This window comes from Vibrio chanodichtyis (assembly GCF_028863985.1).
Taxonomy (GTDB): Bacteria; Pseudomonadota; Gammaproteobacteria; order Enterobacterales; family Vibrionaceae; genus Vibrio; species Vibrio chanodichtyis.
Genome location: NZ_JARBFT010000008.1, coordinates 1 through 26,375, shown reverse-complemented (window position 1 = coordinate 26,375; position 26,375 = coordinate 1). Strand labels below are relative to the sequence as shown.

At 48.3% G+C, this 26,375-nt stretch carries 23 protein-coding genes, 1 tRNA gene and 1 rRNA gene; 9 read left to right on the top strand and 16 right to left on the bottom strand.

Annotated elements, in window-relative coordinates:
* Positions 1-12: 12 nt before the first annotated feature.
* From secD to queA, 4 genes are all read right to left on the bottom strand, one after another.
* Positions 13-1,866 carry a protein translocase subunit SecD gene (gene secD / locus PUN32_RS09690; protein WP_274722919.1) on the bottom strand — a complete coding sequence of 618 codons (1,854 nt, stop codon included), beginning with the start codon at positions 1,864-1,866 and terminating at the stop codon, positions 13-15.
* Between the two features lie 21 nt (positions 1,867-1,887).
* Positions 1,888-2,220 carry a preprotein translocase subunit YajC gene (gene yajC, locus PUN32_RS09685; protein WP_166014481.1) on the bottom strand — a complete coding sequence of 111 codons (333 nt, stop codon included), beginning with the start codon at positions 2,218-2,220 and terminating at the stop codon, positions 1,888-1,890.
* 104 nt (positions 2,221-2,324) lie between these two features.
* Positions 2,325-3,464 carry a tRNA guanosine(34) transglycosylase Tgt gene (tgt, locus tag PUN32_RS09680; protein WP_166014480.1) on the bottom strand — a complete coding sequence of 380 codons (1,140 nt, stop codon included), beginning with the start codon at positions 3,462-3,464 and terminating at the stop codon, positions 2,325-2,327.
* 193 nt (positions 3,465-3,657) lie between these two features.
* On the bottom strand, positions 3,658-4,716 hold the full coding sequence (queA, locus tag PUN32_RS09675) for a tRNA preQ1(34) S-adenosylmethionine ribosyltransferase-isomerase QueA (RefSeq protein ID WP_274722918.1): 1,059 nt from the start codon (positions 4,714-4,716) through the stop codon (positions 3,658-3,660).
* A gap of 264 nt (positions 4,717-4,980) precedes the next feature.
* Between queA and PUN32_RS09670 the strand changes: the two genes are divergently transcribed.
* Positions 4,981-5,427 (top strand): CBS domain-containing protein, encoded by a 447-nt coding sequence (locus PUN32_RS09670; protein WP_274722917.1) that lies wholly within the window; start codon positions 4,981-4,983, stop codon positions 5,425-5,427.
* A gap of 9 nt (positions 5,428-5,436) precedes the next feature.
* Here PUN32_RS09670 and PUN32_RS09665 read toward each other — a convergent pair whose 3' ends face one another.
* Entirely contained in the window at positions 5,437-6,342 is a 906-nt protein-coding gene (locus PUN32_RS09665) for a hydrogen peroxide-inducible genes activator (RefSeq protein ID WP_274722916.1), read from the bottom strand.
* Positions 6,343-6,564: 222 nt separating this feature from the next.
* Between PUN32_RS09665 and PUN32_RS09660 the strand changes: the two genes are divergently transcribed.
* The 3 genes from PUN32_RS09660 to ppk2 all read left to right on the top strand — a co-directional run bounded on the left by PUN32_RS09660 (position 6,565) and on the right by ppk2 (position 9,086).
* A complete protein-coding gene (locus PUN32_RS09660) occupies positions 6,565-7,170 on the top strand; it encodes a peroxiredoxin C (protein ID WP_166014476.1) in 606 nt (201 codons plus the stop codon).
* Between the two features lie 314 nt (positions 7,171-7,484).
* The gene (locus tag PUN32_RS09655; protein WP_274722915.1) at positions 7,485-8,249 is read left to right on the top strand and encodes a copper homeostasis protein CutC; all 765 of its coding nucleotides are present in this window, start codon (positions 7,485-7,487) and stop codon (positions 8,247-8,249) included.
* 60 nt (positions 8,250-8,309) lie between these two features.
* Positions 8,310-9,086: a polyphosphate kinase 2 gene (gene ppk2 / locus PUN32_RS09650; RefSeq protein WP_274722914.1), complete on the top strand. Its 777-nt coding sequence runs from the start codon at positions 8,310-8,312 to the stop codon at positions 9,084-9,086.
* A 36-nt stretch (positions 9,087-9,122) separates the two neighbouring features.
* On the opposite strand, the gene phoU is transcribed toward ppk2, so the two are convergent.
* Genes phoU through PUN32_RS09630 form a run of 4 tightly spaced genes read right to left on the bottom strand, consistent with a single transcriptional unit; the run spans position 9,123 to position 14,561 of the window.
* Positions 9,123-9,833: a phosphate signaling complex protein PhoU gene (gene phoU / locus PUN32_RS09645; RefSeq protein WP_274722913.1), complete on the bottom strand. Its 711-nt coding sequence runs from the start codon at positions 9,831-9,833 to the stop codon at positions 9,123-9,125.
* Positions 9,834-9,867: 34 nt separating this feature from the next.
* Positions 9,868-10,689, bottom strand: coding sequence for a phosphate ABC transporter ATP-binding protein PstB (pstB, locus tag PUN32_RS09640; protein ID WP_274722912.1), 822 nt, complete (start codon positions 10,687-10,689; stop codon positions 9,868-9,870).
* Between the two features lie 2 nt (positions 10,690-10,691).
* The gene (gene pstA, locus PUN32_RS09635; RefSeq protein ID WP_274722911.1) at positions 10,692-12,356 is read right to left on the bottom strand and encodes a phosphate ABC transporter permease PstA; all 1,665 of its coding nucleotides are present in this window, start codon (positions 12,354-12,356) and stop codon (positions 10,692-10,694) included.
* A gap of 9 nt (positions 12,357-12,365) precedes the next feature.
* The gene (locus tag PUN32_RS09630) at positions 12,366-14,561 is read right to left on the bottom strand and encodes an ABC transporter permease subunit (RefSeq protein WP_274722910.1); all 2,196 of its coding nucleotides are present in this window, start codon (positions 14,559-14,561) and stop codon (positions 12,366-12,368) included.
* A 195-nt stretch (positions 14,562-14,756) separates the two neighbouring features.
* On the opposite strand from PUN32_RS09630, the gene ppk1 reads away from it, so the two are divergent.
* Positions 14,757-16,859, top strand: coding sequence for a polyphosphate kinase 1 (ppk1, locus tag PUN32_RS09625; RefSeq protein WP_274722909.1), 2,103 nt, complete (start codon positions 14,757-14,759; stop codon positions 16,857-16,859).
* On the top strand, positions 16,843-18,342 hold the full coding sequence (gene ppx, locus PUN32_RS09620; protein ID WP_274722908.1) for an exopolyphosphatase: 1,500 nt from the start codon (positions 16,843-16,845) through the stop codon (positions 18,340-18,342). Before ppk1 ends, ppx begins: the two co-directional genes overlap by 17 nt.
* 123 nt (positions 18,343-18,465) lie before the next feature.
* On the opposite strand, the gene PUN32_RS09615 is transcribed toward ppx, so the two are convergent.
* The 3 genes from PUN32_RS09615 to phoB form a co-directional block, all read right to left on the bottom strand.
* Entirely contained in the window at positions 18,466-19,434 is a 969-nt protein-coding gene (locus tag PUN32_RS09615; protein ID WP_274722961.1) for a PstS family phosphate ABC transporter substrate-binding protein, read from the bottom strand.
* 5 nt (positions 19,435-19,439) lie between these two features.
* Complete coding sequence (gene phoR, locus PUN32_RS09610) at positions 19,440-20,741, bottom strand: phosphate regulon sensor histidine kinase PhoR (protein WP_274722907.1); 1,302 nt, start codon at positions 20,739-20,741, stop codon at positions 19,440-19,442.
* 116 nt (positions 20,742-20,857) lie between these two features.
* Entirely contained in the window at positions 20,858-21,547 is a 690-nt protein-coding gene (phoB, locus tag PUN32_RS09605; RefSeq protein WP_274722906.1) for a phosphate regulon transcriptional regulator PhoB, read from the bottom strand.
* Positions 21,548-21,781: 234 nt separating this feature from the next.
* Here phoB and rdgC point away from each other — a divergent pair, with 234 nt between their 5' ends.
* From rdgC to PUN32_RS09590, 3 genes are all read left to right on the top strand, one after another.
* Positions 21,782-22,696 (top strand): recombination-associated protein RdgC, encoded by a 915-nt coding sequence (rdgC, locus tag PUN32_RS09600; protein WP_166014465.1) that lies wholly within the window; start codon positions 21,782-21,784, stop codon positions 22,694-22,696.
* A 150-nt stretch (positions 22,697-22,846) separates the two neighbouring features.
* Positions 22,847-24,247, top strand: a complete 1,401-nt coding sequence (gene trhP / locus PUN32_RS09595) for a prephenate-dependent tRNA uridine(34) hydroxylase TrhP (protein ID WP_274722905.1) — start codon at positions 22,847-22,849, stop codon at positions 24,245-24,247.
* A 2-nt stretch (positions 24,248-24,249) separates the two neighbouring features.
* Positions 24,250-24,504 carry a YfhL family 4Fe-4S dicluster ferredoxin gene (locus PUN32_RS09590; protein WP_274722903.1) on the top strand — a complete coding sequence of 85 codons (255 nt, stop codon included), beginning with the start codon at positions 24,250-24,252 and terminating at the stop codon, positions 24,502-24,504.
* A gap of 35 nt (positions 24,505-24,539) precedes the next feature.
* Here the strand turns inward: PUN32_RS09590 and nfsA are convergent, their stop codons facing one another.
* The 4 genes from nfsA to rrf all read right to left on the bottom strand — a co-directional run bounded on the left by nfsA (position 24,540) and on the right by rrf (position 26,361).
* Positions 24,540-25,262, bottom strand: a complete 723-nt coding sequence (nfsA, locus tag PUN32_RS09585) for an oxygen-insensitive NADPH nitroreductase (protein ID WP_274722902.1) — start codon at positions 25,260-25,262, stop codon at positions 24,540-24,542.
* Positions 25,263-25,377: 115 nt separating this feature from the next.
* Positions 25,378-25,935 carry a GGDEF domain-containing protein gene (locus tag PUN32_RS09580; RefSeq protein WP_274722901.1) on the bottom strand — a complete coding sequence of 186 codons (558 nt, stop codon included), beginning with the start codon at positions 25,933-25,935 and terminating at the stop codon, positions 25,378-25,380.
* 200 nt (positions 25,936-26,135) lie between these two features.
* Positions 26,136-26,212: transfer RNA gene (locus PUN32_RS09575), tRNA-Asp, on the bottom strand.
* A gap of 33 nt (positions 26,213-26,245) precedes the next feature.
* Positions 26,246-26,361: ribosomal RNA gene (gene rrf, locus PUN32_RS09570) — 5S ribosomal RNA — on the bottom strand.
* Between the last annotated feature and the right edge of the window lie 14 nt (positions 26,362-26,375).

Genomic DNA, 26,375 nt, shown 5'->3' with positions numbered 1-26,375 from the left:
CTGACCCCAGCCTCAGATCGACAGCTTGTGAATACGCTTACCGCCATACACCAGATTCACGATACAACGTGTTCCGATAATCGCAGTAAACATAGAAGTTAAAATACCAATCGATAGCGTAACCGCGAAGCCTTTGATCGCCCCGGTTCCCACCGCAAACAAAATAATCGCGGTGATCAAGGTGGTGATATTGGCATCAGCAATGGTGCTAAAGGCATTAGCATAACCGTGATGAATGGCCTGCTGTGGATTTTTCCCATCGCGCAGCTCTTCACGAATACGCTCAAAGATCAATACGTTAGCATCAACCGCCATACCGATCGTCAACACAATACCGGCAATCCCCGGCAAGGTCATCGTCGCCCCAGGGATCATCGACATCACGCCAATAATCAGCACAATGTTCACCATCAGCGCCACGTTGGCGATAACGCCAAATTTGCGATAGTAAAGCAGAGTGAACAGCATCACTGCGACCATGCCCCAAATACAGGCTTGGATCCCCATATCGATATTTTGCTGGCCCATTGATGGACCAATGGTACGCTCTTCGACAATTGAAATCGGCGCAATCAGCGCACCAGCACGCAGTAGCAGTGCTAAGTTGTAAGCTTCGGCGGGAGAATCAATGCCAGTGATGCGGAAATTACGCCCCAAGGCCGATTGAATCGTCGCTTGGTTAATCACCTCTTCATGCTTGATCAGCAGCACCTTGCCTTCCGGTGAACGCTTACCGCTGTCTTTGTATTCCGCAAAAACGGTCGCCATCAATTTGCCGATGTTCTTTTTCGAGAACGCGGCCATTTTGTTACCACCTTCGCTATCGAGCGAAATGTTCACCTGCGGACGACCATATTCGTCGGCACTTGAGCTGGCATCGGTAATGCTTGAACCACCGAGAATCACGCGTTTTTTCAACACCACAGGGCGACCATTGCGATCTAGCTTAATTTCGCTGCCCGCAGGAACGCGTCCTGCCGCTGCAGCCGCCAGATCAGCGCTGTCATCAACTTCACGAAATTCCAGAGTGGCCGTCGCACCTAAGATCTCTTTGGCACGTGCGGTATCTTGCACACCGGGCAGTTCAACCACGATACGTGCTGCGCCTTGACGCTGCACCAGTGGCTCAGCAACACCCAGTTCATTAACTCGATTACGTAAGATCGTGATATTTTGCTCGACCGCGTAATTGCGAATTTCCTGTAAGCGAGCTTCTGTAAACTTAGCCAATAGCACAAAACGGCCATTAGTTTCTGTCGTCGTAAACGTCATATCACGATGTTTTGACTCCAAAAACGACTTAGTTTGCGCAAGCTGCTGCGCATCACGCAAGGTCACTTCCACCGCATCAGATAACGGCCGGATCGCACGGTAACGAATTTTTTCATCACGCAAATCGCTGCGGAAAGACTCTTCTTGCTGGTTGACCAGCTTTTCCATCGCCGCGTCCATATCCACTTCCATCAGGAAGTGCACACCACCACGTAAATCAAGGCCGAGTTTCATTGGTGCAGCACCAATCGATTCAAGCCAATCAGGGGTAGCCGGCGCAAGGTTTAATGCCACGATTTTATCTTGGCCTAGCGCTTCGCTGATAATATCTCGGGCGCTAAGTTGAGTGTCGGTATCATTGAAACGGACCAAGACCGAGCCATTTTCAAGAGCAATCGACTTTTGGGAGAGATGCGCTTTATCGAGCGCAGTGGTGACAGCATCCAGCGTTGACATATCAACAGAGGCGCCACGCGCCCCTGTAATTTGAATAGCTGGATCTTCACCGTAGATATTCGGAAGTGCATACAAAGCTGCAATCGCGATGGTCAACACCACCAGCAGATACTTCCACAATGGATAACGGTTTAGCACAGCGAGGATCCTATGGCTGTTTTAAAGAGATTTCAGCGTACCTTTTGGCAGTACAGCAGTCACGAAGTCCTTCTTAATCACCACTTCATTGTTGGTATTCAACTCGATAGTGATGTAAGCATTGTCTTCCGCAATCTTAGTGATACGACCAACTAAACCGCCGCTGGTCAGCACTTCATCACCTTTGGTCATGGCTGACATCAGATTTTTGTGCTCTTTAACGCGTTTAGCTTGTGGGCGGTAGATCATGAAGTAGAAGATCACCGCGAACATGCCAAGCATGATCAGCATTTCAAAACCGCCACCAGGTGCGGCACCTTCGCCTGCGGCATGGGCTACAGAAATTAAACTCATTGAGAAACGTCCTCTAAATTATTGTTGTTTAATGTTGATTGTATTGGGATGCCCGGAGTTGAATTCAACCCGCAGAATGCGGAAATCCAACCCAGAGCACCAAATTAAGCCAGATCTTTTTGCAGTGGTGGCACTTCGCGGTTACGACGCGCGTAGAACTCTGTCACAAATTGATCAAAACGGTCTTCGTCAATCGCCGTGCGAATGCTCTCCATCAAACGTTGGTAGTAACGCAGGTTATGGATAGTATTCAGACGAGCACCGAGGATTTCGTTACAACGATCCAAATGGTGTAGATATGACTTGGTATAATTTCGGCAAGTGTAACAGTCACACTGCGGATCGAGAGGCGTTGTATCAGTTTTATGTGCTGCATTACGGATCTTGATCACACCGCCAGTCACAAATAGATGACCATTACGCGCATTACGAGTTGGCATAACACAGTCAAACATGTCGATACCACGGCGCACACCTTCCACCAGATCTTCCGGCTTACCGACGCCCATCAAGTAACGAGGCTTGTCTTCTGGCAGTTGTGGGCAAGTATGCTCCAAAACCCGGTGCATATCTGGCTTAGGTTCACCAACCGCAAGTCCACCGACTGCGTAACCGTCAAAGCCAATCTCAGTAAGGCCTTTGACCGAAATATCACGCAAGTCTTCATACACGCCACCCTGCACAATACCAAACAGGCTGTTCGGGTTTTCCAGCTTATCGAAGTGATCCCGTGAGCGCTGAGCCCAACGCAGCGACATTTCCATCGATTTTTTCGCTTCATCATGGGTCGCTGGGTATGGGGTACACTCATCGAAAATCATCACGATGTCAGAGCCGAGATCTTTTTGGATTTCCATTGATTTTTCGGCATCCATAAAGATTTTGTCACCGTTGACTGGGTTACGAAAATGCACCCCCTCTTCAGTGATTTTACGAATATCGCCTAAACTGAACACTTGAAAACCGCCTGAATCGGTCAAAATCGGACCTTGCCAGTTCATAAAATCGTGCAGATCGCCGTGCATTTTCATCACTTCTTGACCTGGGCGTAACCACAGGTGGAAAGTGTTACCGAGCAGAATTTCGGCCCCAGTCTCTTTCACCTCTTCTGGGGTCATCCCTTTCACGGTGCCGTAGGTACCCACCGGCATAAACGCTGGGGTTTGTACTGTGCCGCGTTCAAAGGTCAGTTGACCACGCCGCGCGTTACCGTTTTTCTTTTTCAGTTCAAATGTTAATTTCACTCAGCCTCCAATGTCAGAGAAACAGTCTGACCGTCTACAATCCAAGCCTTACACTATGGCATAAGGCGGTTTGAGGAGCGGGCGCGGCTCCCTGCGCAAAAGGTGTATACCTTTTCTGGCTACTGCCAGCACTCATTTTGATCATCCCTTTCCGATAGTCGCGACCCTGCTAGTCACCACATCGTTGGGGACATTACGCTTTAGTTGTCTGTTTGCGAATAAACATCGCATCACCATAACTAAAGAAACGATAACCTTGCTGCACCGCATGGTGATAAGCATCCATGGTGTGCTGATAACCGGCAAAGGCACTCACCAACATAATCAACGTCGATTCGGGTAAGTGGAAATTGGTGATCAAGCAATCCACCAACTGGTATTGATAACCAGGGAAGATGAAGATTTGTGTATCACCAAAGAAAGGTTTTAACTCGCTTCCTTGCTGCAGTGCAGCTTGCGCGGCACTTTCCAGTGAACGCACCGAGGTAGTGCCGACCGCAATAATTCGTCCACCACGCGCTTTGGTCGCCGCAATCGCATCAACGACCGGTTGTGGCACTTCTACGTATTCCGCGTGCATATGGTGATCGTGAATATTTTCTACGCGTACCGGTTGGAAAGTCCCCGCTCCGACATGCAAAGTCACATAGGCTAGCTCAACCCCTTTCGCTTGAATTTGCTCAAGCAGCGCGTTATCAAAATGCAGCCCTGCGGTTGGTGCAGCCACCGCGCCGGGTTTTTGGTTATACACGGTTTGATAACGCTCTTTATCGGTCGCTTCGTCTGGGCGATCAATGTAAGGCGGCAGCGGCATATGGCCGATTTGATTGAGAATATCCAATACCACCGTTTGTGCGCTAAAACGGATTTCAAACAAAGCATCGTGACGCGCCTGCATCACCGCATGAAATTCATCGTGCTCACCTAAATAGAGTTCCGTACCCGGTTTTGGCGGTTTTGATGAACGAACGTGGGCCAAAATCGTGTGTTGATCGAGCACTCGCTCCACCAACACTTCCAATTTACCGCCGCTGGCTTTACGGCCAAACATACGAGCAGGGATCACTCGCGTGTTGTTAGACACCAACAGATCGCCCGCTTGCACCAGATCAAGAATATCTTTAAAGGTGCCATCGGTCAGTTGACCACTATTGCCGTCCAGTTGTAGTAGGCGGCTGGCAGTACGCTCTGCTTTAGGGTAGCGAGCAATCAGCTCGTCTGGGAGTTCAAAGTGAAAATCTGAAACTTGCATGGCTCTTTCTTGATTAAGTGGTCAGGATCATCGCCCGATTTCGCGGCGCGCCAGTATATACCGAACTGCGATCAAGATACAGGAATGCTGTGGTGATGCCGCCATCGCAAGGTAACCTTTTGTAAAGCATTCGCAGCAACACACTGCAGCACAATAAAACCGATATTTTGCTACAGTTCGCAGCAGTCGTTGATCGGCGGCGCTATAGTTAGAGTGCAAGGTTAAACACCGCTCAGGTTTTTCTGTTTGAGAAAGGAGTTAGCGATGATCAAAGTTGAAGACATGATGACGCGTCATCCGCACACTTTACTGCACACACATACGCTCAGCGATGCCAAACATCTGATGGAAGCACTCGATATCCGACATGTACCGGTGGTCGATAGCAATAAAAAATTATTGGGCATTATTAGTCAGCGCGATTTATTGGCCGCACAACCAAGCTTGCCACGGATCAGTCCCAATGGCTCATACACACTCGATACGCCACTATTCGAAGTAATGCATACCGATGTGATGAGCGTAGCCCCGCAAGCGGGGCTCAAAGAGAGCGCGATGTATATGCAAAAGCATAAAATTGGCTGCTTACCGGTGCTGGCCAAGGGCGAATTGGTCGGCATTATCACCGACAGTGATTTTGTCACCATCGCGATTAATCTGCTCGAATTACAAGAAGAGAGTGACCCCGAACCGTTAGATGAAGATCTGTAGATCTAGGCACTACAATAGCTCAGCAACCACTTTAGCAAGTTGATGGAAGGTCTCAATCCGCGAAGAACTCGGACGCCAAACCAAGCCGATGTCACGATAGGCTTTTTGGCCCGGCGGGTCGACCACTACCAAATTTTGCTTATCCAGCAAACCATGATCGATGGCCATTTGTGGGATAAAGGTTGTCCCTAAGCCATTGGCAACCATTTGCACTAAGGTATGCAAACTGGTCGCGGTAAACGGATTGATTTTCTCTTTATCGGTCAATTGACAAGCGGAGACTGCGTGCTCGGTCAAACAGTGCTCTTTTTCCAATAAAAACACCGACTCATCCGGCAGGTCCGCATAACGGATCGGTTGGCGGATCTGTCCGACCTGATCACGACTGATCACCATACGAAACGGATCTTGCCCGACCACATAACTCTCCATATTGCCAATATCGACCGGCAACGCCAAAATCAGCACATCCAGTTCACCGCTGCGCAGTGCGGCCAGTAGATTGACCGTGGTATCTTCACGCAGCAATAGATGCAATTGCGGATAACGCTGGTTAATCTGTTGTACTAAATCGCACAGTAAAAAGGGCGCAATGGTCGGAATACAGCCTAGGCGCAATTGCCCTTGCATACTATCGCCTTGGCACAGTTGACCAAGCTCGACTAAATCTTGCCCTTTGGCGAGCAATTCTCGCCCCTGTTGCACCACCAACTCACCAATACGGGTAAACACCAACGGGCTTTTTTTATCTTGCTTTTCATATAAGGAGCAACCGATGAGCTCTTCCAGAGTTTGAATGCCCTTGCTTAAGGTGGATTGACTAACGAAACAGCGCTGCGCCGCTTCGCTAAAGTGGCGCGTTTCGTATAACGTGACCAGATACGATAACTGCTTGAGGCTTGGCCATTTATTCATACTTGATCACGACCTTAACCCGCTCTAGAGTGTAAAACATGCTCAAAATCCACCTTTATCTGCATCAGACCAGCATTATCGTTTTTTTCGATTAACCTAATCTAATTAATTCATTTTTTACTTGTTGTTCTTTGTACTATATTTCTTGGCGTTCTTCACGGACTGAATTATGAACTCTATCGAGATAGTTCAGTACTTACAAAATTGCTTAGGAGCAAAAAAATGGTACTAGTTGGTCGTAAAGCCCCTGATTTTACTGCAGCAGCGGTATTGGGTAACGGTGAAATCGTTGATAACTTCAACTTCGCAGAATTTACTAAAGGCAAGAAAGCGGTTGTTTTCTTCTACCCACTAGACTTCACCTTTGTTTGCCCATCAGAACTGATCGCCTTTGACAACCGTTACCAAGACTTTATCGCTAAAGGCGTAGAAGTAATTGGTGTGTCAATTGACTCTCAATTCTCTCATAACGCATGGCGTAACACTGCAGTTGAAAACGGCGGTATCGGTCAAGTGAAATACCCACTGGTTGCCGACGTTAAACACGAAATCTGTAAAGCTTACGATGTAGAGCACCCAGAAGCGGGCGTGGCTTTCCGTGGTTCATTCCTGATTGATGACCAAGGTATGGTTCGTCACCAAGTGGTTAACGATCTGCCACTGGGTCGTAACATCGATGAAATGCTGCGTATGGTTGATGCACTGAACTTCCACCAAACTCACGGTGAAGTGTGCCCTGCGCAATGGGAAGCAGGTAAAGCCGGTATGGAAGCGTCACCAAAAGGTGTAGCCGCATTCCTGTCTCAATACTCTGCTGACCTAAAATAAATCTCTTAACCCCGCGCTCAACACGGGTGGTTGGAAATAATAAAGCGAAAACGCAACGCCAATCAGTTAAGAAGTAAAGTCCTCAAAGCCCAAAGCATTGCTGCGGGCTTTTTTTATCTCGCTTATTTTGCATCCTGCTGATGCGTATCTATCCCAACTCTCCACTCACCTAGCCACCAGCAACATGGGGTTAAATAGGTAATTGCAGCGCTAAACTTTACCCCTATTCTGACTCATCACCCGCCATTTCTACTGTTATCATAACGACTTACAACAGCTTGTACTTTTCCGTTACTCCCGTAGGAGCTCAGCCCATGAATTATCAACTTGAAGTCTGCATCGATAACCTTGAATCACTGCATCATGCACAAGCCGGCGGGGCAACCCGGATTGAACTTTGCTCATCGCTGGCATTAGGCGGTTTAACCCCAAGTGCAGGGTTAATGCAGCGTGTGGGACAACTCGCTGCCGTACCGGTTTATGCCATGATCCGCCCCAGAGCCGGTGATTTTTTCTATCACGATGAAGAGTTGGCCATTATGGCGGAAGATATTCACGCAGCACATCGCGCCCAATTACAGGGCGTGGTGCTCGGCCTACTGACTCAAGATGGCAATATTGATGTCAAACGTTGCACACCATTGGTCGAACTGGCTCAATCACTGAGTTTGGGGGTCACTTTTCACCGCGCCTTTGATCACTGCGCCAACCCTGAATGCGCTTTAGAACAGATTATCGCACTCGGTTGTGAGCGAATTTTAAGCTCAGGTTTGGCCAGCAGCGCCGAACGGGGTATCGAGCGCTTAGCACAATTGGTCCAGCAAAGCGCCGGACGGATTTCCATTATGGCAGGGGCTGGCGTCAATCCAGATAATGTGGCGCAGATTGCGTTGGCCACCGGTGTGCATGAGTTGCACCTATCAGCGAAAAGCACACGTCCAAGCCAAATGCAGTTTGTACGCGCAGAAAGCAAAATGGGCGCCGCCGAGTGTGATGACTTTATCATCCCGATCACCAGCCGCGAGATCTTGCAAAAAACCGTACAAGCTCTGCGCGCGATCAAGCCTCACGGAATTTAGTGCCACTCGCTGCTATGCTTAAGCGATTAAAGGACTTACGCGATTAGAGGAGAAGATGCGATGACCAAATTGGATAAAAGCAGCTACGAGCGTGAATTAGAACTACTGCAAATTGAGCTGGTTAAATTACAAGAGTGGGTCAAACAACAAAAACTTAAGCTGGTGGTGATTTTTGAAGGTCGCGATGCGGCAGGCAAAGGTGGGGTGATCAAAACCATTACCGAAAAGCTCAATCCACGGGTGTGCCGGATTGCTGCGCTACCCGCGCCGACCGAAAAAGAGAAGACTCAATGGTACTTTCAGCGCTATGTGGCTCACCTTCCAGCAGGGGGCGAAATCGTGCTATTTGACCGTAGTTGGTATAACCGCGCAGGGGTCGAAAGAGTGATGGGCTTTTGCAGCGAGGAAGAGTATCAAGAGTTTCTGCGCTCCTGCCCTGAATTTGAACGCATGTTGCAGCGCTCTGGAATTATCCTGCTCAAATACTGGTTTTCGGTCTCCGATGAGGAGCAAGAAAAGCGCTTTATTGAACGGATCAACACCCCAGTGAAACGCTGGAAATTCAGCCCGATGGATCTGGAGTCACGTACCCGCTGGGCGGCTTATTCACGAGCCAAAGATGAGATGTTTGCTTATACCGATAGTAAACATTGCCCTTGGTGGGTCGTTCCTTCTGATGACAAAAAACGCGCCCGACTCAATTGTATTAGCCATTTACTAAGCAGCATTGAGTATCAAGAGATCGAACATCCGCCGATCATACTGCCTGAAATTAATAAACAGGGTTACGTGCGACCACCGATCGAAGATCAAACCTTTGTACCACAGCGCTATTGAACAATAGGATCGCGGCATCGCGATCCTATCATGTAGTTACAAATTCGGTTTTTTGAGCACCTCATTGATGCCTTGATCGCCTAAATGGCGCACATCTTTGCCTTTGACAAAGTAAATGATGTACTCGCAGATATTTTGACAGCGATCACCGACTCGCTCAATCGCACTCGCCGACCAGATGACCTGTAAGATATGCGGAATATTTTTCGGATCTTCCATCATATAGGTCATCAGTTGGCGCACCACCGCTTCATACTCTTTATCGAGCCGGTCATCCTGCTGGTAAATTTCTGCTGCTGCTTGCACATCCATGCGGGCAAACGCGTCCAAGACTTGATGCAGCATGGCTATCGCTTGACGACATAAAGGTTCGAGGGACACCTGAAATTGCTGCTGTTTGGCTGGCGGACGCTCTAGTGCGATATAAGCCATTTTAGTTGCCGAATCACCAATCCGTTCTAAATCAGTAATGGTTTTGATGATCGCCATGATCAAACGTAAATCTTTAGCGGTCGGTTGCCGCTTGGCGATGATGCGGGTACACGCTTCATCAATCGACACTTCCATCGCATTCACTTTGTGATCATCATTAATCACCCGGCGCGCCAATTTTTCATCATCTTCATGCAAGGCCTGCATCGCTAACGTCAGTTGCTGCTCGACTAAGCCGCCCATAGTCAACACTTGGCTACGAATAGACTCCAATTCCACATTGAACTGCCCTGAAATATGTCGACCTAACTGCATAGTACATCCTTACTAAAACTGACTGAACAAAGGCTTAACCGTATCGTCCGGTAATGTAGTCTTCCGTGCGCTTTTTCAATGGTGAGGTGAAAATAGTGTCGGTATCTGCGTACTCGATCAACTTTCCCATATGGATAAAAGCGGTGTGATCGCTCACGCGCGCCGCCTGTTGCATGTTATGGGTCACGATCACCACGGTATATTTGTTTTTCAGCTCGTGGATCAACTCTTCAATGGTTAAAGTGGAAATCGGATCGAGTGCCGAAGTTGGCTCATCGAGCAGCAACACTTCTGGCTCAATCGCAATCGAGCGCGCAATCACCAAGCGCTGCTGCTGACCACCTGATAAACCAAAGGCATTTTCATGCAAACGGTGTTTCACCTCATCCCACAGCGCGGCAGCACGCAACGAGCGCTCGGCGGCATCATCTAATGTGCGGCTATTTTTGATCCCTTGTAGGCGCAACCCATACACCACATTTTCATAAATCGATTTGGGGAAAGGATTCGGACGCTGAAAAACCATGCCAACACGGCGACGCAAGGTGGGCACATCGACATCAGGATGATAAATATTTTTGCCATGCAGTTTGACTTCGCCTTCAACACGAGTACCTTCCACCAGATCATTCATCCGATTAATGCAGCGTAATAGTGTCGATTTACCACAACCAGAAGGGCCGATAAAAGCGGTCACCTGACCTTTCGGAATGCGCATTGAAATATCACTCAAGGCGCAACTATGCTGGTAATACAGGCTTAAATGCTCAATCGAAATGGCCGTCTGTTGTTCGGTTAAATTATTGACATCTAAAGGCGCTACATAGTAGCCCAGGGTGGGATTTGCAGAATACATAACTAGTCTTGCCCCAACGTTCGGTATTTTTCGCGTAAATTATTACGAATGCTGATAGCGGTTAAATTTAGCGTAACAATCACCGTGACCAATAAAAAAGAAGTGGCGTAAACCAGTGGGCGCGCCGCCTCAATATTGTTGGTTTGAAAACCAATATCATAGATGTGAAAGCCTAAATGCATAAACTTACGTTCCAAATGCACAAACGGAAATTCGCCATCCACCGGTAAGCTTGAAGCCAGCTTAACCGCCCCCACCAACATCAGCGGTGCCACCTCACCAGCAGCACGCGCAATCGCCAAAATCAGTCCTGTAATGATAGCAGGGCTAGCAATCGGTAACACAATTCGCCACAAAGTTTCAAACTGGGTCGCCCCTAATGCCAATGAGCCGTGACGCAGTGAATTAGGGATGCGTGATAAGCCCTCTTCGGTGGCAACAATCACCACTGGCAGAGTTAATACCGCCAGCGTCAACGCTGACCACAATAACCCAGGTGTACCAAAAGTGGGGGTAGGTAAACGCTCGGCATAAAATAAGCTATCCACCGAAGATCCAAGCGTATAGACAAAAAAACCTAACCCAAATACCCCATACACTATCGAGGGAACCCCAGCGAGGTTAATCACCGCCACGCGGATCAGGCGAGTGAATGCGCCCTCTTTGGCGTATTCGTGCAAATAAATCGCGGCAATCACGCCAAGTGGCATCACAATGATCGACATGATCAACACCAACAATACCGTACCAAAAATCGCCGGAAACACGCCACCTTCTGAGTTTGACTCTCGCGGCGATTCCGATAAAAAGCGCCACGCTTGCTTGCCCCATTGGGTCAGTTTTTGATCTAGCGTCATCTGATTGGGATACCAGAAATCCAAAATCTCACTTAATGGCACAGCAACCACCTGACCGCGCATATCCGCAACCTGCAAAATTTGCTGATCAAGGGGGGCGCGCAGAGCATCGAGCTGCTGCTGCACTGTAGCCAGTTGTGCTTCTAAATCATTTTTACGTGACAAATAGTGTTGTTGATAAGCCTCGGTCAGTCGGTTATCCAACTGCTTACGCCGTCTTTCCAAACGCAGTTTTTCTAGCTCTCCGCTGATCACACGCACTTGCTGATCAACCATCTGCTCAACTTGCAGCCGGATCGCTTGAGCTTGTTGCAATGCTTTTCGCAACGCAGTGCTGAGCGGCTCAGTGGGCAATGACGAATCACTGAGCGATGCGCTCACCGGTTCAAAATGGAGCGGTTTGCCAAACAGTTGCCCACCGCGGCTACGCTCAATCACCGCCCAACCTTGCGGTGCACCTTTGAGCTCAATTTGAAAATCGAGTAACGCAATAAAATCTGAACCATACAGATCTCGATTGGCCACTTTGATATTAAGCCGCGTCGCCAAACCGGCCGCCTCTACCGCAGCCGGAAGCGGAATATTCATCTGTTTTAAATGGCTCACCGCAACACTTTCCTGTGCGTAGATCTGCCCAATCACCGTGTGACCATCGCTGGTTTGCCACTCGAATAACGGTGCTGGCCAAAAATAGGTAAGGCCACGCCAGCCGATGACCAGCAGCAAACCAAGCACCGCAATCAAGCTGACACTTACTGCTCCTCCGGTCAGCCAGATCCAAGGAGCACCGGATTTAAACCACTTCAACATATTGCTCCATCATAAAGATCGGTATTTTTCACGCAGCCGCTGACGCACCCACTCTGCTACCGAGTTAACCGCAAAGGTAAAGGTCAGCAGCAGCAGCGCGGCTAAAAACAGGATCCGGAAATGCGCACTTTGCACTTCCGACTCTGGTAATTCGACAGCGATGGTCGCCGATAGGGTGCGCATCCCCTCAAAAATATTCCAATCCAGCAGCGGCGTGTTGCCGGTCGCCATCAACACAATCATGGTTTCCCCTACTGCGCGACCAAGCCCCATCATAATCGCGGAAAAAATCCCGGGGCTTGCGGTCAGTAGTACCACGTACAGTAAGGTTTGCCATGGCGTCGCCCCTAAAGCTAATGAGCCATCAGACAGATGTTTAGGCACGGAGAAAATCGCATCTTCGGCAATGGTGAAAATGGTTGGGATCACCGCAAAACCCATGGCAAAGCCGACCACTAACGCGTTACGCTGATCATAACCAATCCCATGCTGAGCCAGATAGACTCGTAAATCACCAGCAAACAGCGCGCTTTCTAGCTCGCCACTATACGCCAAAATAAGCAAGGCCTGCCCAATCAGCAGTGGTACCAAAATTAACGCATGCCAACCATTTGGGATCCGACGCAGCCAAGTTTTCGGTAAGCGAGACCAAATAAAGCCGACCACCATCGTCGAAACCGGCAACAGCATCATCAATGCCAGTACGGCAGGTAAATGGCTTTCGACAAACGGCGCAAACCAGAGTCCAGCCAAAAAGCCGATGATCACCGTCGGCAATGCTTCCATCAATTCAATGCTCGGCTTCACCACCCGTCGCATCGCTGGCGTCATAAAATAGGCGGTATAAATCGCGCCTAATACCGCAATCGGCACTGCAAACAGCATGGCAAACGCCGCGGCTTTGATGGTCCCGAAAGCTATCGGCACTAAGCTGAATTTTGCTTCAAAGTCATCACTGGCCGAGGTCGATTGCCACACAAACTCCGGCTCTGGATACCCTTCGTACCACACTTTTTGCCACAAAGCCGAAAAGGAGATTTCGGGATTGCGATTTTCAACTCGCGCTAATCGGATCTCGCCTTGATCATAACTGGCTAAATAAGATTGATTGTTTGACATCGCCACTAACTGTGGCGCTTGTTGATAAGCTCGCTCAAACAGCACCAATTTTTCGCTGGTGGTGTTATGGCTTTGCAAAGTGCCATTGCGATAGAAACTATAAAAACCTTTACTGTGCGTATCAGGCAGCAAAAATCGCACTTCAGAAGCGAGTTTAAAATGCCGAATTGAGCTCAATTGGCGCTCACCCTCACGCAGCACATCAAACCACTGTGATACCAAGCCATCATGATGTACCGCTAATAACGAAAATGCCCCTGACAACAGGTAAAGCTGCGCCACTTGGTGGTGGTTATCACCGGCACTCATATCCAATACTTGACGGATCTGATACGTGTGCGCTTCAAGCTGGATCACCACCAACTCAGAGCCAGTACGCAAATACAGCGTTTTTCCATCAGGGGTAAGCAATAGTTGGCTCAACGCTTCAAACGGCACACTAAGGCTGAAGCGACTCTGCTCTTGTCCAGTTTGTCGATCGAGATGCACTACCTGGATGCGCTGCGCTTGATCATAAGTAACAAAAATCAGTTGCTGCTCAGTGAGCGCAAACGCCAATTGCTGCAATCGCTGCTCACTGATGCGCCACTCGGCAGGCAAAGCGAGACGCTCAACACTGGGGGTAAATTGACGCCCCTGCGCAGTCATCGAATGGGCCAGCTGCGGATGAAATACCGCCACTTGGTTCTGTTCACTGACGGCGGCAAACCAACCTTGCGCAGCCGGTGTTTGCGCCCAGAGCACAGGTTTAAAACCTAAGGCTTGTCTGAAGATGGGTTGCTGCGTTGACCGCGTTAATGGCCAAAATTCGGCGACACCTTGTGCGGATAATAGCCAAGCATTCTCACCATAATCATCAATGCTCATCGCTAACGGTGCCGGAGTTGAAATCGATTGGGTTGCGACATCAGCATGCCATTTAGCATCGCCAAACAGCGGTAATACCACCAACGCCAAATAGATAAAAATCAGCACCAGAGCGCCCAACACACTCACCCCACCACAGGTCACTGCAAAACGTACTACACGGTCTTTGACTAACCGTGCGCGATCACGTTCTTTCAATGAAAATGGCTGTCTGACCATGCTTGGGATTACCTACAGGTTGGAGGAGTGTCATAATATTTCTATTCGGTGACAATTATATTACAAGCGACAATAAATTACTGAAATCAAAACAACTCTATGATACAGAAGGCAGCGCAATAAAACTGTCACAAAAATGACCTAATTTGCATGGCTTCTGATGATTACGTAACGTCACAATGGCAAAGGTAAAGTATGAGTGCGGATAAGCTGTACATCGACAAGGAACTGAGTTGGCTCTCATTTAATGAGCGCGTATTACAAGAAGCCGCGGATAAAACCGTGCCACTGATTGAGCGTATCCGTTTTCTCGGAATATTTTCCAACAACCTCGATGAGTTTTACAAAGTGCGCTTTGCCGATGTGAAACGGCAAATTTTGATCAACCGCGAACGAGGCGGTAACGACACTTCTAAGCACCTGCTCTCGCGCATGCAAAGTAAAGCGCTCAAACTCAACCAAGACTTCGATAATCTCTACAATGAACTGATTTTAGAAATGGCCAGACGGCGCATTTTCTTAGTCAATGAAACTCAACTCGATGACATCCAGCTCAAATGGGTCAAGAAGTATTTCCATAAAGAAGTGCTACCGCATGTGACCCCGATCATGCTGCGAGATGACATCGATGTAATGCAGTTTTTGAAAGACGAATACGCTTACATTGCCGTTGAAATGCGCAGTGGTGCGGAGTTTAAGTACGCGCTGATTGAGATCCCAACCGATCAACTGCCGCGTTTTGTGATGCTACCAGAGCAAAAAGGCAAACGCCGTAAAACCATTATTCTGCTCGATAATATTATCCGCCTTTGCCTCGATGAAATTTTCCGTGGTTTTTACCACTATGACTCGCTCAACGGCTACGCGATGAAAATGACTCGCGATGCCGAATATGATTTACGCCACGAAGTGGAATACAGCTTACTCGAACAGATGTCGGAAGGGTTGAGTCAACGTTTAACCGCGCTGCCGGTACGCTTTGTGTATGAGCGTGAAATGCCAGAAGCGATGCTGAAAATTTTATGCCAGAAACTCAAAATTTCGCACTACGATAGTTTGACCCCTGGAGGGCGCTACCACAATTTTAAAGATTTTATTTCCTTTCCGAACGTCGGGCGTGACTACTTAGAAAATAAACCGTTACCACCAATGACCTGTGCCGATTTTGAAGGGCATGCCAACGCCTTTGATGCAATCCGCGCGCAAGATATTTTATTGCACTACCCTTATCACAGCTTTGAACACATTACCGAGCTGGTACGCCAAGCCTCTTTTGATCCCAAAGTCGTCAGCATCAAAATCAATATTTACCGGGTCGCAAAAGATTCACGCTTGATGAACTCACTAGTCGATGCAGTGCACAATGGCAAACGGGTGATTGTGGTGGTCGAATTGCAAGCGCGCTTTGATGAAGAGGCCAATATTGAGTGGTCACGCATTCTAACCGATGCCGGTGTACATGTTATTTTTGGTGTGCCGGGCATGAAAATTCACGCCAAATTGCTATTAATTACCCGCAAAGAGGGCGATGATTTCGTTCGTTATGCGCATATTGGCACAGGCAACTTCCACGAACGTACCGCACGGATTTACACTGACTTTGCGCTGCTGACCGCCAACCAAGAATTGGCTTCCGAAGTCCGCGCTGTATTTGCCTATATTGAAAATCCCTTCCGGCCGGTCAAGTTTAACCATCTGATTGTTTCACCACGTAATTCTCGCATCCAACTCTACCGCCTGTTAGATGGTGAAATTGCCAATGCCAAGGCAGGCAAACCTGCAGCGATCACCCTCAAAGTCAACAATTTAGTCGATAAGGGATTGATCAATAAATTGTATGGTGCGAGTGCTGCCGGGGTAAAAATCCGCATGATCATTCGCGGCATGTGCTCGTTAGTCCCCGGTGTCGCAGGAGTGAGTGACAATATTGAGATCATCAGTATCATTGACCGCTTCCTTGAGCACCCGCGTGTGCTGGTGGTGCATAATGATGGCAATCCACAGGTGTTGATTTCCTCCGCAGACTGGATGGAACGCAATATCGATCATCGGATTGAAGTTATGACGCCAATCCGTGACGAGCGTATCAAACAGCGTATCATCGATATTCTTAATATTCAGTTCATCGATACGGTCAAAGCGCGTCGTATCGACAAGGAAATGAGCAATCAGTACGTAGAACGCGGCAATCGCAGAAAAGTACGTTCCCAAATTGCCATTTACGACTATCTTAAAAATGTCGAAAAACAAACTCGCAAAGCACAGGGGCAACAGGAAACCAATGACAACAGTCAGTAATGCCAGAGAAATCGCCGCGATTGATCTCGGCTCCAACAGTTTTCACATGGTGGTCGCCAAAGTGGTCGATCAAGATCTCCAGTTGATCAGTCGTCACAAACAACGTGTACGGCTGGCTGCCGGATTAGATGCAGAGAAAAATCTCGATCCAGAGGCGATGCAACGCGGCTTAGAGTGCTTAACCATGTTCGCCGAACGCTTACAAGGGTTTGACCCACATAACGTTCGCATCGCGGCCACCCACACGCTGCGCCAAGCCAGTAATGCTAACGTGTTTATTCAGCGCGCACTTGAAGTGTTGCCCTTTCCGATTGAGATCATCCCCGGCGCAGAAGAAGCTCGTTTGATTTATCTTGGGGTCGCCCACACTCAGCCACAAGCCGACTCGATGCTGGTGGTGGATATTGGTGGCGGCAGCACGGAAATGATCATCGGCACAGGCTTTGAAGCCGAGCTGGTCAACAGTAAACAGATGGGATGCGTCAATTTTACTGAGGCTTACTTTGCCAACGGTAAACTATCACGCAAAAACTTTTCCCAAGCGATTGTCGCCAGTGAACAGAAGTTAGAAGCGATTGCCGCTCAATATCGTAAAAAAGGCTGGCAAGTTGCGTTTGGATCTTCCGGTACCATTAAAGCGATTCGCGAAGTCTTGCTCGGACAGGGGTATGATGATGGCCTGATCACCTTTGAGCGACTCAGTAAGCTGATCGACAAACTGTGTGAATCCGATGACATCGAACAGTTACAACTGCCCGGTTTAACCGATGATCGCAAGCCAGTATTTGCTGCCGGTGTCGCTATCTTATCCGCTGTGTTCCAAGGTTTAAAAATCAAAGAGATGCACTTCTCTGATGGCGCCTTACGCGAAGGGCTACTGTATGAGATGGAAGATCGCTTCAAGTATTCCGATATTCGTTTGCGCACCACCGAAAACCTCGCCGCCAAGCATCTAGTCGATTTAGAGCATGCGGCAAAAGTCAAAGGCCACGCGCGTGAGTTTCTGGCACAAGTTTCAGCAGAGCTTGGCTTAGCGCAAGACAGTGAGCTACGTGATTTGCTCGAATGGAGTGCACTACTGCATGAAGTGGGACTGAGTATTAACTTACAAGGTTTTCATCGCCATTCAGCCTACATTTTACGCCATAACAACATGGCCGGCTTTAACAGCGAGCAGCAATTGGTGCTGTCCAATTTGGCTCGTTTTCAACGTAAATCACTCAAACTGAGTGAATTGGACGATTTTAGCCTATTTAAGAAAAAACATCTGATTGGCCTGATCCGCGTTTTACGCTTAGCGATTTTAGTCAATGGTCAGCGTAACGATGATCCACTGCCACCACTGACCTTATCGGCTAAAGAAGATGAATGGCAACTACACTCGACCCAGCCTGACTGGTTAGAAAACAACAAGCTACTGCACGCGGATTTGCTCTCTGAACAAGAGTACTGGCGTGAAGCGGGTTGGCAACTGCTGTTTTAATTTGCACCATTTATAAAACCACAACGCCCAACTTAGCTTGGGCGTTGTGATATGTGAGATTAGAGAGGTTGCTTTGGGCTGCAGTTCGGTAAAAGGCAAGTTCATCAGCGTTTAAGATCACGATTAGCGGTTTGAGCTGACAATCCCTACTTTGGCTAACTCTTCTGCGGCGACTTGGGCGGTAATGGGTAAATAGCCATCTTTCGCGACTAACGCTTGTCCCTGCTGGGAAAAAATAAAACGAATAAATTCACGCTCAATCGGTGACAATTCTCGATTAGGATTTTTGTTCACATACACATACAAATAACGTGAGAGCGGATAAGCCCCTGACAAAATATTGGCCTGAGTCGGCTCAATATACTGCTCACCTTCACGGGCTATCGGTAACAGCTTAGCGCCAGAGACACGATAGCCAATCCCAGAATAACCAAGGGTATTAATGGATGAGGCGACCGATTGCACCACCGAGGCCGAACCCGGCTGCTCATTGACCCGAGTTTGAAAATCGCCCTGACATAAGGCGTGCTGCTTAAAGTAGCCATAGGTTCCTGAAACCGAATTACGCCCAAACAGCTGAATATTGCGCTTGGCCCAGTCATAAGGCAAACCTAACTGCGCCCACGTGGTGATCGGGTAATTAGCCCCACAGCGCAAGGTTGAGGAAAAGATCGCATCTAACTGCTGAAAATTGAGACCTTGGATCGGGTTATCACGCTGCACAAAAATCCCGACCGCATCAATCGCCACCCGTAAAGCAGTCGGCTTATAACCATGCATCGCCTCAAAAGAGGCGATTTCACTACTGCGCATAGGGCGACTCATCGGGCCAAACTGAGCGGTACTTTCGGATAATGCCGGAGCGGCAGTGGCCGAACCAGAGGCCTGCACTTGTGCATTGACCGCCGGATAATAGGCTTGAAATTCTTCGACCCACAGCGTGGTCATCCCCGCCAGCGTGTCAGAGCCCACCGATAACAAGCTACCCGAGATACCACTGACTTTGTTATAGCTGGCTAAGTCGTGATCGGCCCCGTTTACAGCAGACGCCAGCAAGGTCAGTGAGCTTAATAACCCAATCCGACTTAGCATCGAGATCATGGTTTGGCCACTAAACGCTTAGGGAGTACAAAAGAGAACTGGCTACCCACCCCAACTTGGCTATGGATCTCTAAATGAGAGTCGTGGTGTGCCAAAGCGTGTTTGACAATTGCCAAACCTAAACCACTGCCCCCCGTATCGCGGGAACGCGCTTTATCAACTCGATAAAAACGCTCAGTGAGTCGGTGCAAATGTTGAGGTTCAATCCCCTCGCCTTTATCTTCCACTTCTAAGCAAGCGCCTTGACTAGAGCGATACCAGCGTACATCGATCTGCGCACCGGGCGGAGTATATTTCACCGCGTTATACACCAAATTAGAGATGGCACTGCGCAGTTGATCTTCATCCGCCAGCACTTTGAGGCTTTTATCCACCTCAAAATGCAGCTTATGTTGCGCATCGCCACTCAAGCTCGCAGCTTCTTTCTCTAAGACATCCAGCATGGCTGGGACATCCACCACTTGATCGAGTTCGACAATCGGCGAAGCTTCAATTTTTGATAGCGTCAGCAACTGGTTAACTAGGCTATTCATTCGATTCAGTTGCTCGGTCATCACCCCATGTGCTTTCCCCCACATTGGGCCCGCTAACACATCCGGATCTTCGGTCATCTCCAAATAGCCTTGCAGCACCGTCATTGGAGTGCGCAGCTCATGGGAAACGTTAGCAAAGAAATTACGTCGCATCCCTTCTAGCTGCTTAAGCTGAGTGACATCACGTACCACCATTAGGTGCTCACCTTCGGTATAAGGCACAATCCGCAGTTCTAACATCCGCTCACTATTGAGTGGTGAGCGCATTTCCAGTGGGTCGGTGAAATCGTCTTTTTTGAGATATTTGATAAAGTCGGGGGTGCGCAGCAAATTAGAAATCGGCTGCCCAGCATCATCCGGCCAGCGAAACCCCAGTAAATGCTGCGCTAGACGGTTACACCATACAATATTGCCTTCACTACGAAACACCACCACCGCATCGGGTAGCGATTCACCACCATTACGAAAGCGACGGATCAAATTGGTCAGCTCTTTGCGTTTTTTACGATGGCGCAGCTGTAAACGATAAATACCATTAAACAGCGACTCCCAGTTACCACTGCCGGAGGGAGGCGTCAGGCGCTTTTCATCCCACAGCCAAGCTGAGAGGCGAATTTGATGGTTCAAATGCCAAGCCAGCTGCAACGCTGTCGCAACCAGCAGCAACCACGGCATTTGTCCAAAAATCCATCCCACCACAATCCATGGCAAGTAAAAAAAAGCCAGCTCCCAAGCCAGCTTTTTCCAGGTTAGACGTTCAACCATACGAATCTGTATACCACCTCTTCGGCTTTAATCGCGAAAAAACGACACTTACCGTTAAACAACTGGCTTTGCTTGCACAACTAAGGCCTAGTTGAAAACTAGGATTTGGTTTAAAACTAGGCTTTAGTTGAAAAACGGTATCCTGCACCACGCACCGTTTGGATCAACTTATCATGCCCAGCCTCTTCCAACGCTTTACGCAGGCGACGAATATGTACATCCACCGTGCGATCTTCGACATAAACGTTGGTCCCCCAAACGTTATTGAGCAGTTGTTCGCGGCTGTACACTCGCTCTTGATGAGTCATAAAGAAATGCAGCATTTTAAATTCAGTCGGACCCATGTCCAACGCCTGATCATTTGCGGTCACACGGTGTGACACGGGATCAAGTTTTAAACCTTGTACATCGATCACATCTTCTAGTGCGGTTGGAGTGACACGGCGGATCACCGCTTTTAAACGCGCGACCAGCTCTTTAGGTGAAAAAGGTTTAGTGATGTAATCATCCGCACCGACTTCTAAGCCGCGTACTTTATCTTCTTCTTCACCACGCGCGGTGAGCATGACAACCGGAATGTTGCGCGTCATCTCTTCGCGCTTCATGTGCTTGATGAGGTTGATACCGCTGCCGCCAGGCAACATCCAATCGAGCAGGACCAGATCAGGAAAAGGCTCAGCCAGTTTACTCAGCGCCGAATCATAATCTTCGGCCTCAACCGCCTGATAACCTTTTTGTTCAAGCACGAAACACAACATTTCACGGATTGGTGCTTCGTCTTCAACAACCAGAATCCTTCTAGACATAATTGATTAACCCTTGTTTTTCAGCAACGCTGTGCATTATGGGAAATATTTATGACACTTTTGTGACCTTTGCAAACAAATTTTCATATAAGATTCAGCCGCCATTCATATTGCCAAGCTAGGAAAACCAGCCACAACCAGTGAGCAGCAAAGGGTGATTTTTTGAATTAGGGTTAGGACTTTATTAGCGGATTCCCCTATCATGTGGCGCTTGCTAATCGAGGGAAAACACGAATGTGGTTTAAAAACTGTATGCTGTATCGCGTCAATCGCGAGGTTAACTTCAATGCCGATCAACTGGAAAAACAGTTGGCTGAATTTCGTTTTACGCCATGCGGCAGTCAGGATAAACAGAAGTTTGGCTGGGTTGCTGCGCTAGGTAAACACGGCGATATGATGACCCATGTTAGTGACAACCGCATTTTGATCTGCGCGAAGCGTGAAGAAAAAATGTTACCCGCATCAGTGATCAAAGAGTCACTCAATGCCAAAGTCGAAGCACTGGAAATCCAAGAAGGCCGCCCACTCAAGAAAAAAGAGCAAGAGGCGCTCAAAGAAGAGATTGTGATCGATTTACTGCCGCGCGCATTTAGCAAAAGCCAACTGACTTTTGTGCTGATCATGCCAAGTGAAGGCTTCATTTTAGTTGATGCGGGCAGCTATAAAAAAGCGGAAGAAGTTTTGGCACTGCTGCGCAAAACCATGGGTAGCTTGCCAGTTGTACCGGCCATTCCTGAGATTGCCGTGGAAACAACGCTGACCCAATGGGTCAAGGATGGTCATCTCCCCCAAGGTTTTAGCCTCATGGAAGAAGCGGAACTGAAATCACTGTTGGATGATGGCGCCACCATTCGCTGTAAAAAACAAGAACTGAGTAGTGATGAAATCCTCAGTCATATACAAGCCAATAAAGTGGTCACCAAACTGGCGATCAACTGGCAAGATCGGATCCGCTTTATGTTGGCGGAAGATTGCAGCATCAAGCGGTTGGCTTACAGTGATGAGCTGAAAGAGCAAAATGATGATATTGCCCGCGAAGATCGCGCCGCGCGTCTAGATGCCGATTTCTCACTGCTGTGTGGAGAAATGGCGGTATTTTTACCGGATCTGTTCAACGCATTAGGCGGCCTGCCCCATCCTGAAGCCTAAGCGCCACTTGCCGATTATTTCACCACCTCAGTCACTCTGAGGTGGTGAGAGTTTCACTAGGCAGCGTAGGGTTTTTGACGTAAAATTTGCGCCCTTTCCAATACCATCAGGTGGTATTGGCCTGACTTGAGATCAGATGAGACGCAAACCATGAGCACAACAACTCCCTTTGTACCAGAACTGCTTTCCCCTGCCGGCAGCCTAAAAAACATGCGTTACGCTTTTGCCTACGGAGCGGATGCGGTGTACGCCGGGCAACCACGTTACAGCCTGCGCGTGCGTAACAACGAGTTCAATCACGAAAACCTGCAAATCGGGATTAATGAAGCCCATGCACTGGGTAAAAAATTCTATGTGGTGTGCAATATTCAACCGCACAACTCTAAGCTAAAAACATTTATCCGTGACCTTAAACCGGTGATTGATATGGGACCTGATGCGCTGATCATGTCCGATCCTGGTCTCATCATGATGGTGCGCGAAGAGTTTCCACAGATGCCGATCCACCTTTCGGTACAAGCTAATGCGGTGAACTGGGCAACCGTAAAATTTTGGGCCTCGCAAGGGGTAGAGCGCGTGATTGTCTCGCGGGAACTCTCTTTGGAAGAGATCGAAGAGATCCGTGAGCAATGCCCAAATACTGAAATTGAAGTGTTTGTACATGGCGCATTGTGCATGGCTTATTCTGGTCGTTGTTTGCTCTCTGGCTACATTAATAAACGCGATCCAAACCAAGGGACTTGCACCAACGCGTGCCGCTGGGAATATAAAGTCGAAGCCGCCAAAGAAAACGAAGCAGGCCAAATCGTTGAACAGTTTGATCCACAGGCGGCGCAAGCCATCGAAGTCCAAGATCAACGACCCGATACCACCATTGGTGCAGGCAAACCGATTGATGATGTGGTGCTGCTTTCTGAGAGCCATCGTCCTGATGAAAAAATGGCCGCTTTTGAAGATGAGCACGGCACTTACATTATGAATTCGAAAGATCTACGCGCGATTCAGCACGTCGAGCGCCTGACTCAAATGGGTGTGCACTCATTGAAAATCGAAGGTCGGACCAAATCTTTCTACTACTGTGCACGTACTGCGCAGGTATACCGCAAAGCAATTGATGATGCTGTAGCGGGTAAACCTTTTGATGAGAGCCTAATGACCACGCTAGAAAGCTTGGCCCATCGCGGTTATACCGAAGGTTTCCTGCGTCGCCACACTCATGATGCTTATCAAAACTACGATTACGGCTATTCCGTTTCTGACACTCAGCAGTTTGTCGGTGAATTCACTGGTAAACGCCGTGGTGCGCTGGCTGAAGTGGAAGTGAAAAACAAATTTGTACTTGGTGATAGCCTTGAGCTGATGACGCCCAAAGGTAATATTATCTTCACGTTACAAGCGATGGAAAACCGTAAAGGTGAAGCAACCGATGATGCCAAAGGTAATGGTCACTTTGTTTACATTCCGGTGCCAGAAGAGCTGGATCTCAGCTACACACTGCTGATGCGTAACTTGGTTTCAGGGCAAGATACCCGTAACCCAACAGGCAAATAATTATGGCGCTACTGATCACCGCCAAATGCACCAACTGTGATATGTGTGAGCCAGAGTGTCCAAACAGTGCAATTGCGATGGGCGATAAAATCTATGAAATCGACCCTGATTTATGCACAGAATGTAAAGGACACTATGACAAACCGACCTGCCAGTCAGTTTGTCCAATCAATAACTGCATTATCACCGATCCTGCTCATCGCGAAACTGATGAGCAATTACTTGAAAAGTTCGTGATCATTCAAGGACTCGCATAAACCCACCATCCCAGCCAAGAGCTGGGATGGTTACCTTATTTCAGCGCTAACCCTTTCCCCTGCAAATAACTGAGCATAAATGGACGCGACTCTTGTGAGAGCTTCGCGGTGATTTGCTCAGACCATCCTTGTTGTTTAGGATTACCAGAACGCTTTTGGTAATACTCGACCATAACGCGATCATATTCCGCGACATGATCTTGATTCAAAGGTTGATAGTGGTTTTCATGCACGATCACTTGCGCCGCCAAGCGCGGTTTCAATTCTGGATCTTGGGCCGGATGGCCTAAACACATTCCAAACAATACCGCACTGTAAGGTGGCAACTTAAGCAAAGCATCCACTTGATTGGGTGAATTACGTAAACCACCAATATAGACACCACCAAGCCCCATCGACTCTGCAGCTAACATACAATTTTGCGCCATAATCCCCGCATCAACCGCACCAATTAAAGTGAGCTCGATAAACTCGGGTTTTACCTTAGGATTGAGTGCATAGTGGCGTTGATAATCAATGCAAAACACCAAAAATTCAGCCGCACTAGCAACATAAGCTTGCTTGCCAGCCAACTCAGCTAATTGCTGACGCAGCGCGATATCCGTAACCCGGATCACCGAAATGGCTTGCAATAAACTGGAGGATGAAGCGGCAATCCCTGCAGCAATGATCGTTTCAAGTTGCAGCGCTGAAATCGGTTGTTGGGTAAAATCCCGAATAGAACGGTGACTCAGAATGGTATTAATCACGGGGTTCATATCATCTCCTCGACAGAATTGAGCATCAAGATAATACGCTGAGCCCGAACCATCACCAAACTCTTGTCGGTGATGATGGAGAAATATTATTGATGATCACCAGCGCTCACTTATATCAGTCCGCCAAAAACCAGCAATCGCGTCCTGACTCCTTGCAACGATACAGCGCCGCATCCGCTCGTTCAAATAAGGCATCATCCAACAGTGAATAACGAGCTGCCCCAGCACTGAGTGTGATCGGTAGACTATACTCACACCACTGCAGTTGCCTTACTTGTGTGAGCAGACGAGTCAAAGTATCACCAAGCACCTCACGTTCAAGGGAAATCAAGGCAACGAACTCATCTCCTCCAATCCGAAAAACAGCCGTGGTACCCAGAACATCGACCAGACACCGTGCAACTTGGCATAGAACCTGATCACCAAAACTATGTCCTTGACTGTCATTAATTTGCTTAAATTGGTCAATATCAAATAGGATCAGCCAAAATGGCTCACCACGTCGTTCTAATATCTGCTTACTCTGCTCAAAGGCACGTCGATTCAATATCCCAGTCAGAGGATCACGTAGTTGTGCATCTCGCCCTTTAAGAAAGCGAACCCTAACCTGATCGATTTCACTAAGGCTTTGTCCAACAAACCAAGTTTTATGTTTAGCAAACCGATTGACCACCTTTGAATTATCGATAATTTGATTAAGAGAGCTAGCTACTAATCGTTGTTCATGACGAGGCACGCATGATGGCCACTGACGATGGGTAACTCAAGAGATAAAATGAGGAGATAAAACAGGATAAGGCCAATACATCGCAGGCCAAAGAGTAAATAGCCAATAGCAAAAAACCCAGTCCGAAGACTGGGTTTCATAATAAGTGGCGGAGCGGACGGGACTCGAACCCGCGACCCCCGGCGTGACAGGCCGGTATTCTAACCAACTGAACTACCGCTCCGCTGTCTGGTTAGCGCTTGGTGCTAAATTAAAAGCCTGGCGATGTTCTACTCTCACATGGGGAAACCCCACACTACCATCGACGCTGTTTCGTTTCACTTCTGAGTTCGGAATGGAGTCAGGTGGGTCCAAAACGCTATGGTCGCCAAGCAAAATTCTGTTTT

Excerpts from the sequence above, each read along its gene's own strand:
- yajC (WP_166014481.1), bottom strand. The coding sequence starts at position 2,220 with ATGAGTTTAATTTCTGTAGCCCATGCCGCAGGCGAAGGTGCCGCACCT.
- queA (WP_274722918.1), bottom strand. The coding sequence starts at position 4,716 with ATGCAAGTTTCAGATTTTCACTTTGAACTCCCAGACGAGCTGATTGCT.
- PUN32_RS09670 (WP_274722917.1), top strand. The coding sequence starts at position 4,981 with ATGATCAAAGTTGAAGACATGATGACGCGTCATCCGCACACTTTACTG.
- PUN32_RS09665 (WP_274722916.1), bottom strand. The coding sequence starts at position 6,342 with ATGAATAAATGGCCAAGCCTCAAGCAGTTATCGTATCTGGTCACGTTA.
- PUN32_RS09660 (WP_166014476.1), top strand. The coding sequence starts at position 6,565 with ATGGTACTAGTTGGTCGTAAAGCCCCTGATTTTACTGCAGCAGCGGTA.
- PUN32_RS09655 (WP_274722915.1), top strand. The coding sequence starts at position 7,485 with ATGAATTATCAACTTGAAGTCTGCATCGATAACCTTGAATCACTGCAT.
- ppk2 (WP_274722914.1), top strand. The coding sequence starts at position 8,310 with ATGACCAAATTGGATAAAAGCAGCTACGAGCGTGAATTAGAACTACTG.
- phoU (WP_274722913.1), bottom strand. The coding sequence starts at position 9,833 with ATGCAGTTAGGTCGACATATTTCAGGGCAGTTCAATGTGGAATTGGAG.
- pstB (WP_274722912.1), bottom strand. The coding sequence starts at position 10,689 with ATGTATTCTGCAAATCCCACCCTGGGCTACTATGTAGCGCCTTTAGAT.
- pstA (WP_274722911.1), bottom strand. The coding sequence starts at position 12,356 with ATGTTGAAGTGGTTTAAATCCGGTGCTCCTTGGATCTGGCTGACCGGA.
- PUN32_RS09630 (WP_274722910.1), bottom strand. The coding sequence starts at position 14,561 with ATGGTCAGACAGCCATTTTCATTGAAAGAACGTGATCGCGCACGGTTA.
- ppk1 (WP_274722909.1), top strand. The coding sequence starts at position 14,757 with ATGAGTGCGGATAAGCTGTACATCGACAAGGAACTGAGTTGGCTCTCA.
- ppx (WP_274722908.1), top strand. The coding sequence starts at position 16,843 with ATGACAACAGTCAGTAATGCCAGAGAAATCGCCGCGATTGATCTCGGC.
- PUN32_RS09615 (WP_274722961.1), bottom strand. The coding sequence starts at position 19,434 with ATGCTAAGTCGGATTGGGTTATTAAGCTCACTGACCTTGCTGGCGTCT.
- phoR (WP_274722907.1), bottom strand. The coding sequence starts at position 20,741 with ATGGTTGAACGTCTAACCTGGAAAAAGCTGGCTTGGGAGCTGGCTTTT.
- phoB (WP_274722906.1), bottom strand. The coding sequence starts at position 21,547 with ATGTCTAGAAGGATTCTGGTTGTTGAAGACGAAGCACCAATCCGTGAA.
- rdgC (WP_166014465.1), top strand. The coding sequence starts at position 21,782 with ATGTGGTTTAAAAACTGTATGCTGTATCGCGTCAATCGCGAGGTTAAC.
- trhP (WP_274722905.1), top strand. The coding sequence starts at position 22,847 with ATGAGCACAACAACTCCCTTTGTACCAGAACTGCTTTCCCCTGCCGGC.
- PUN32_RS09590 (WP_274722903.1), top strand. The coding sequence starts at position 24,250 with ATGGCGCTACTGATCACCGCCAAATGCACCAACTGTGATATGTGTGAG.
- nfsA (WP_274722902.1), bottom strand. The coding sequence starts at position 25,262 with ATGAACCCCGTGATTAATACCATTCTGAGTCACCGTTCTATTCGGGAT.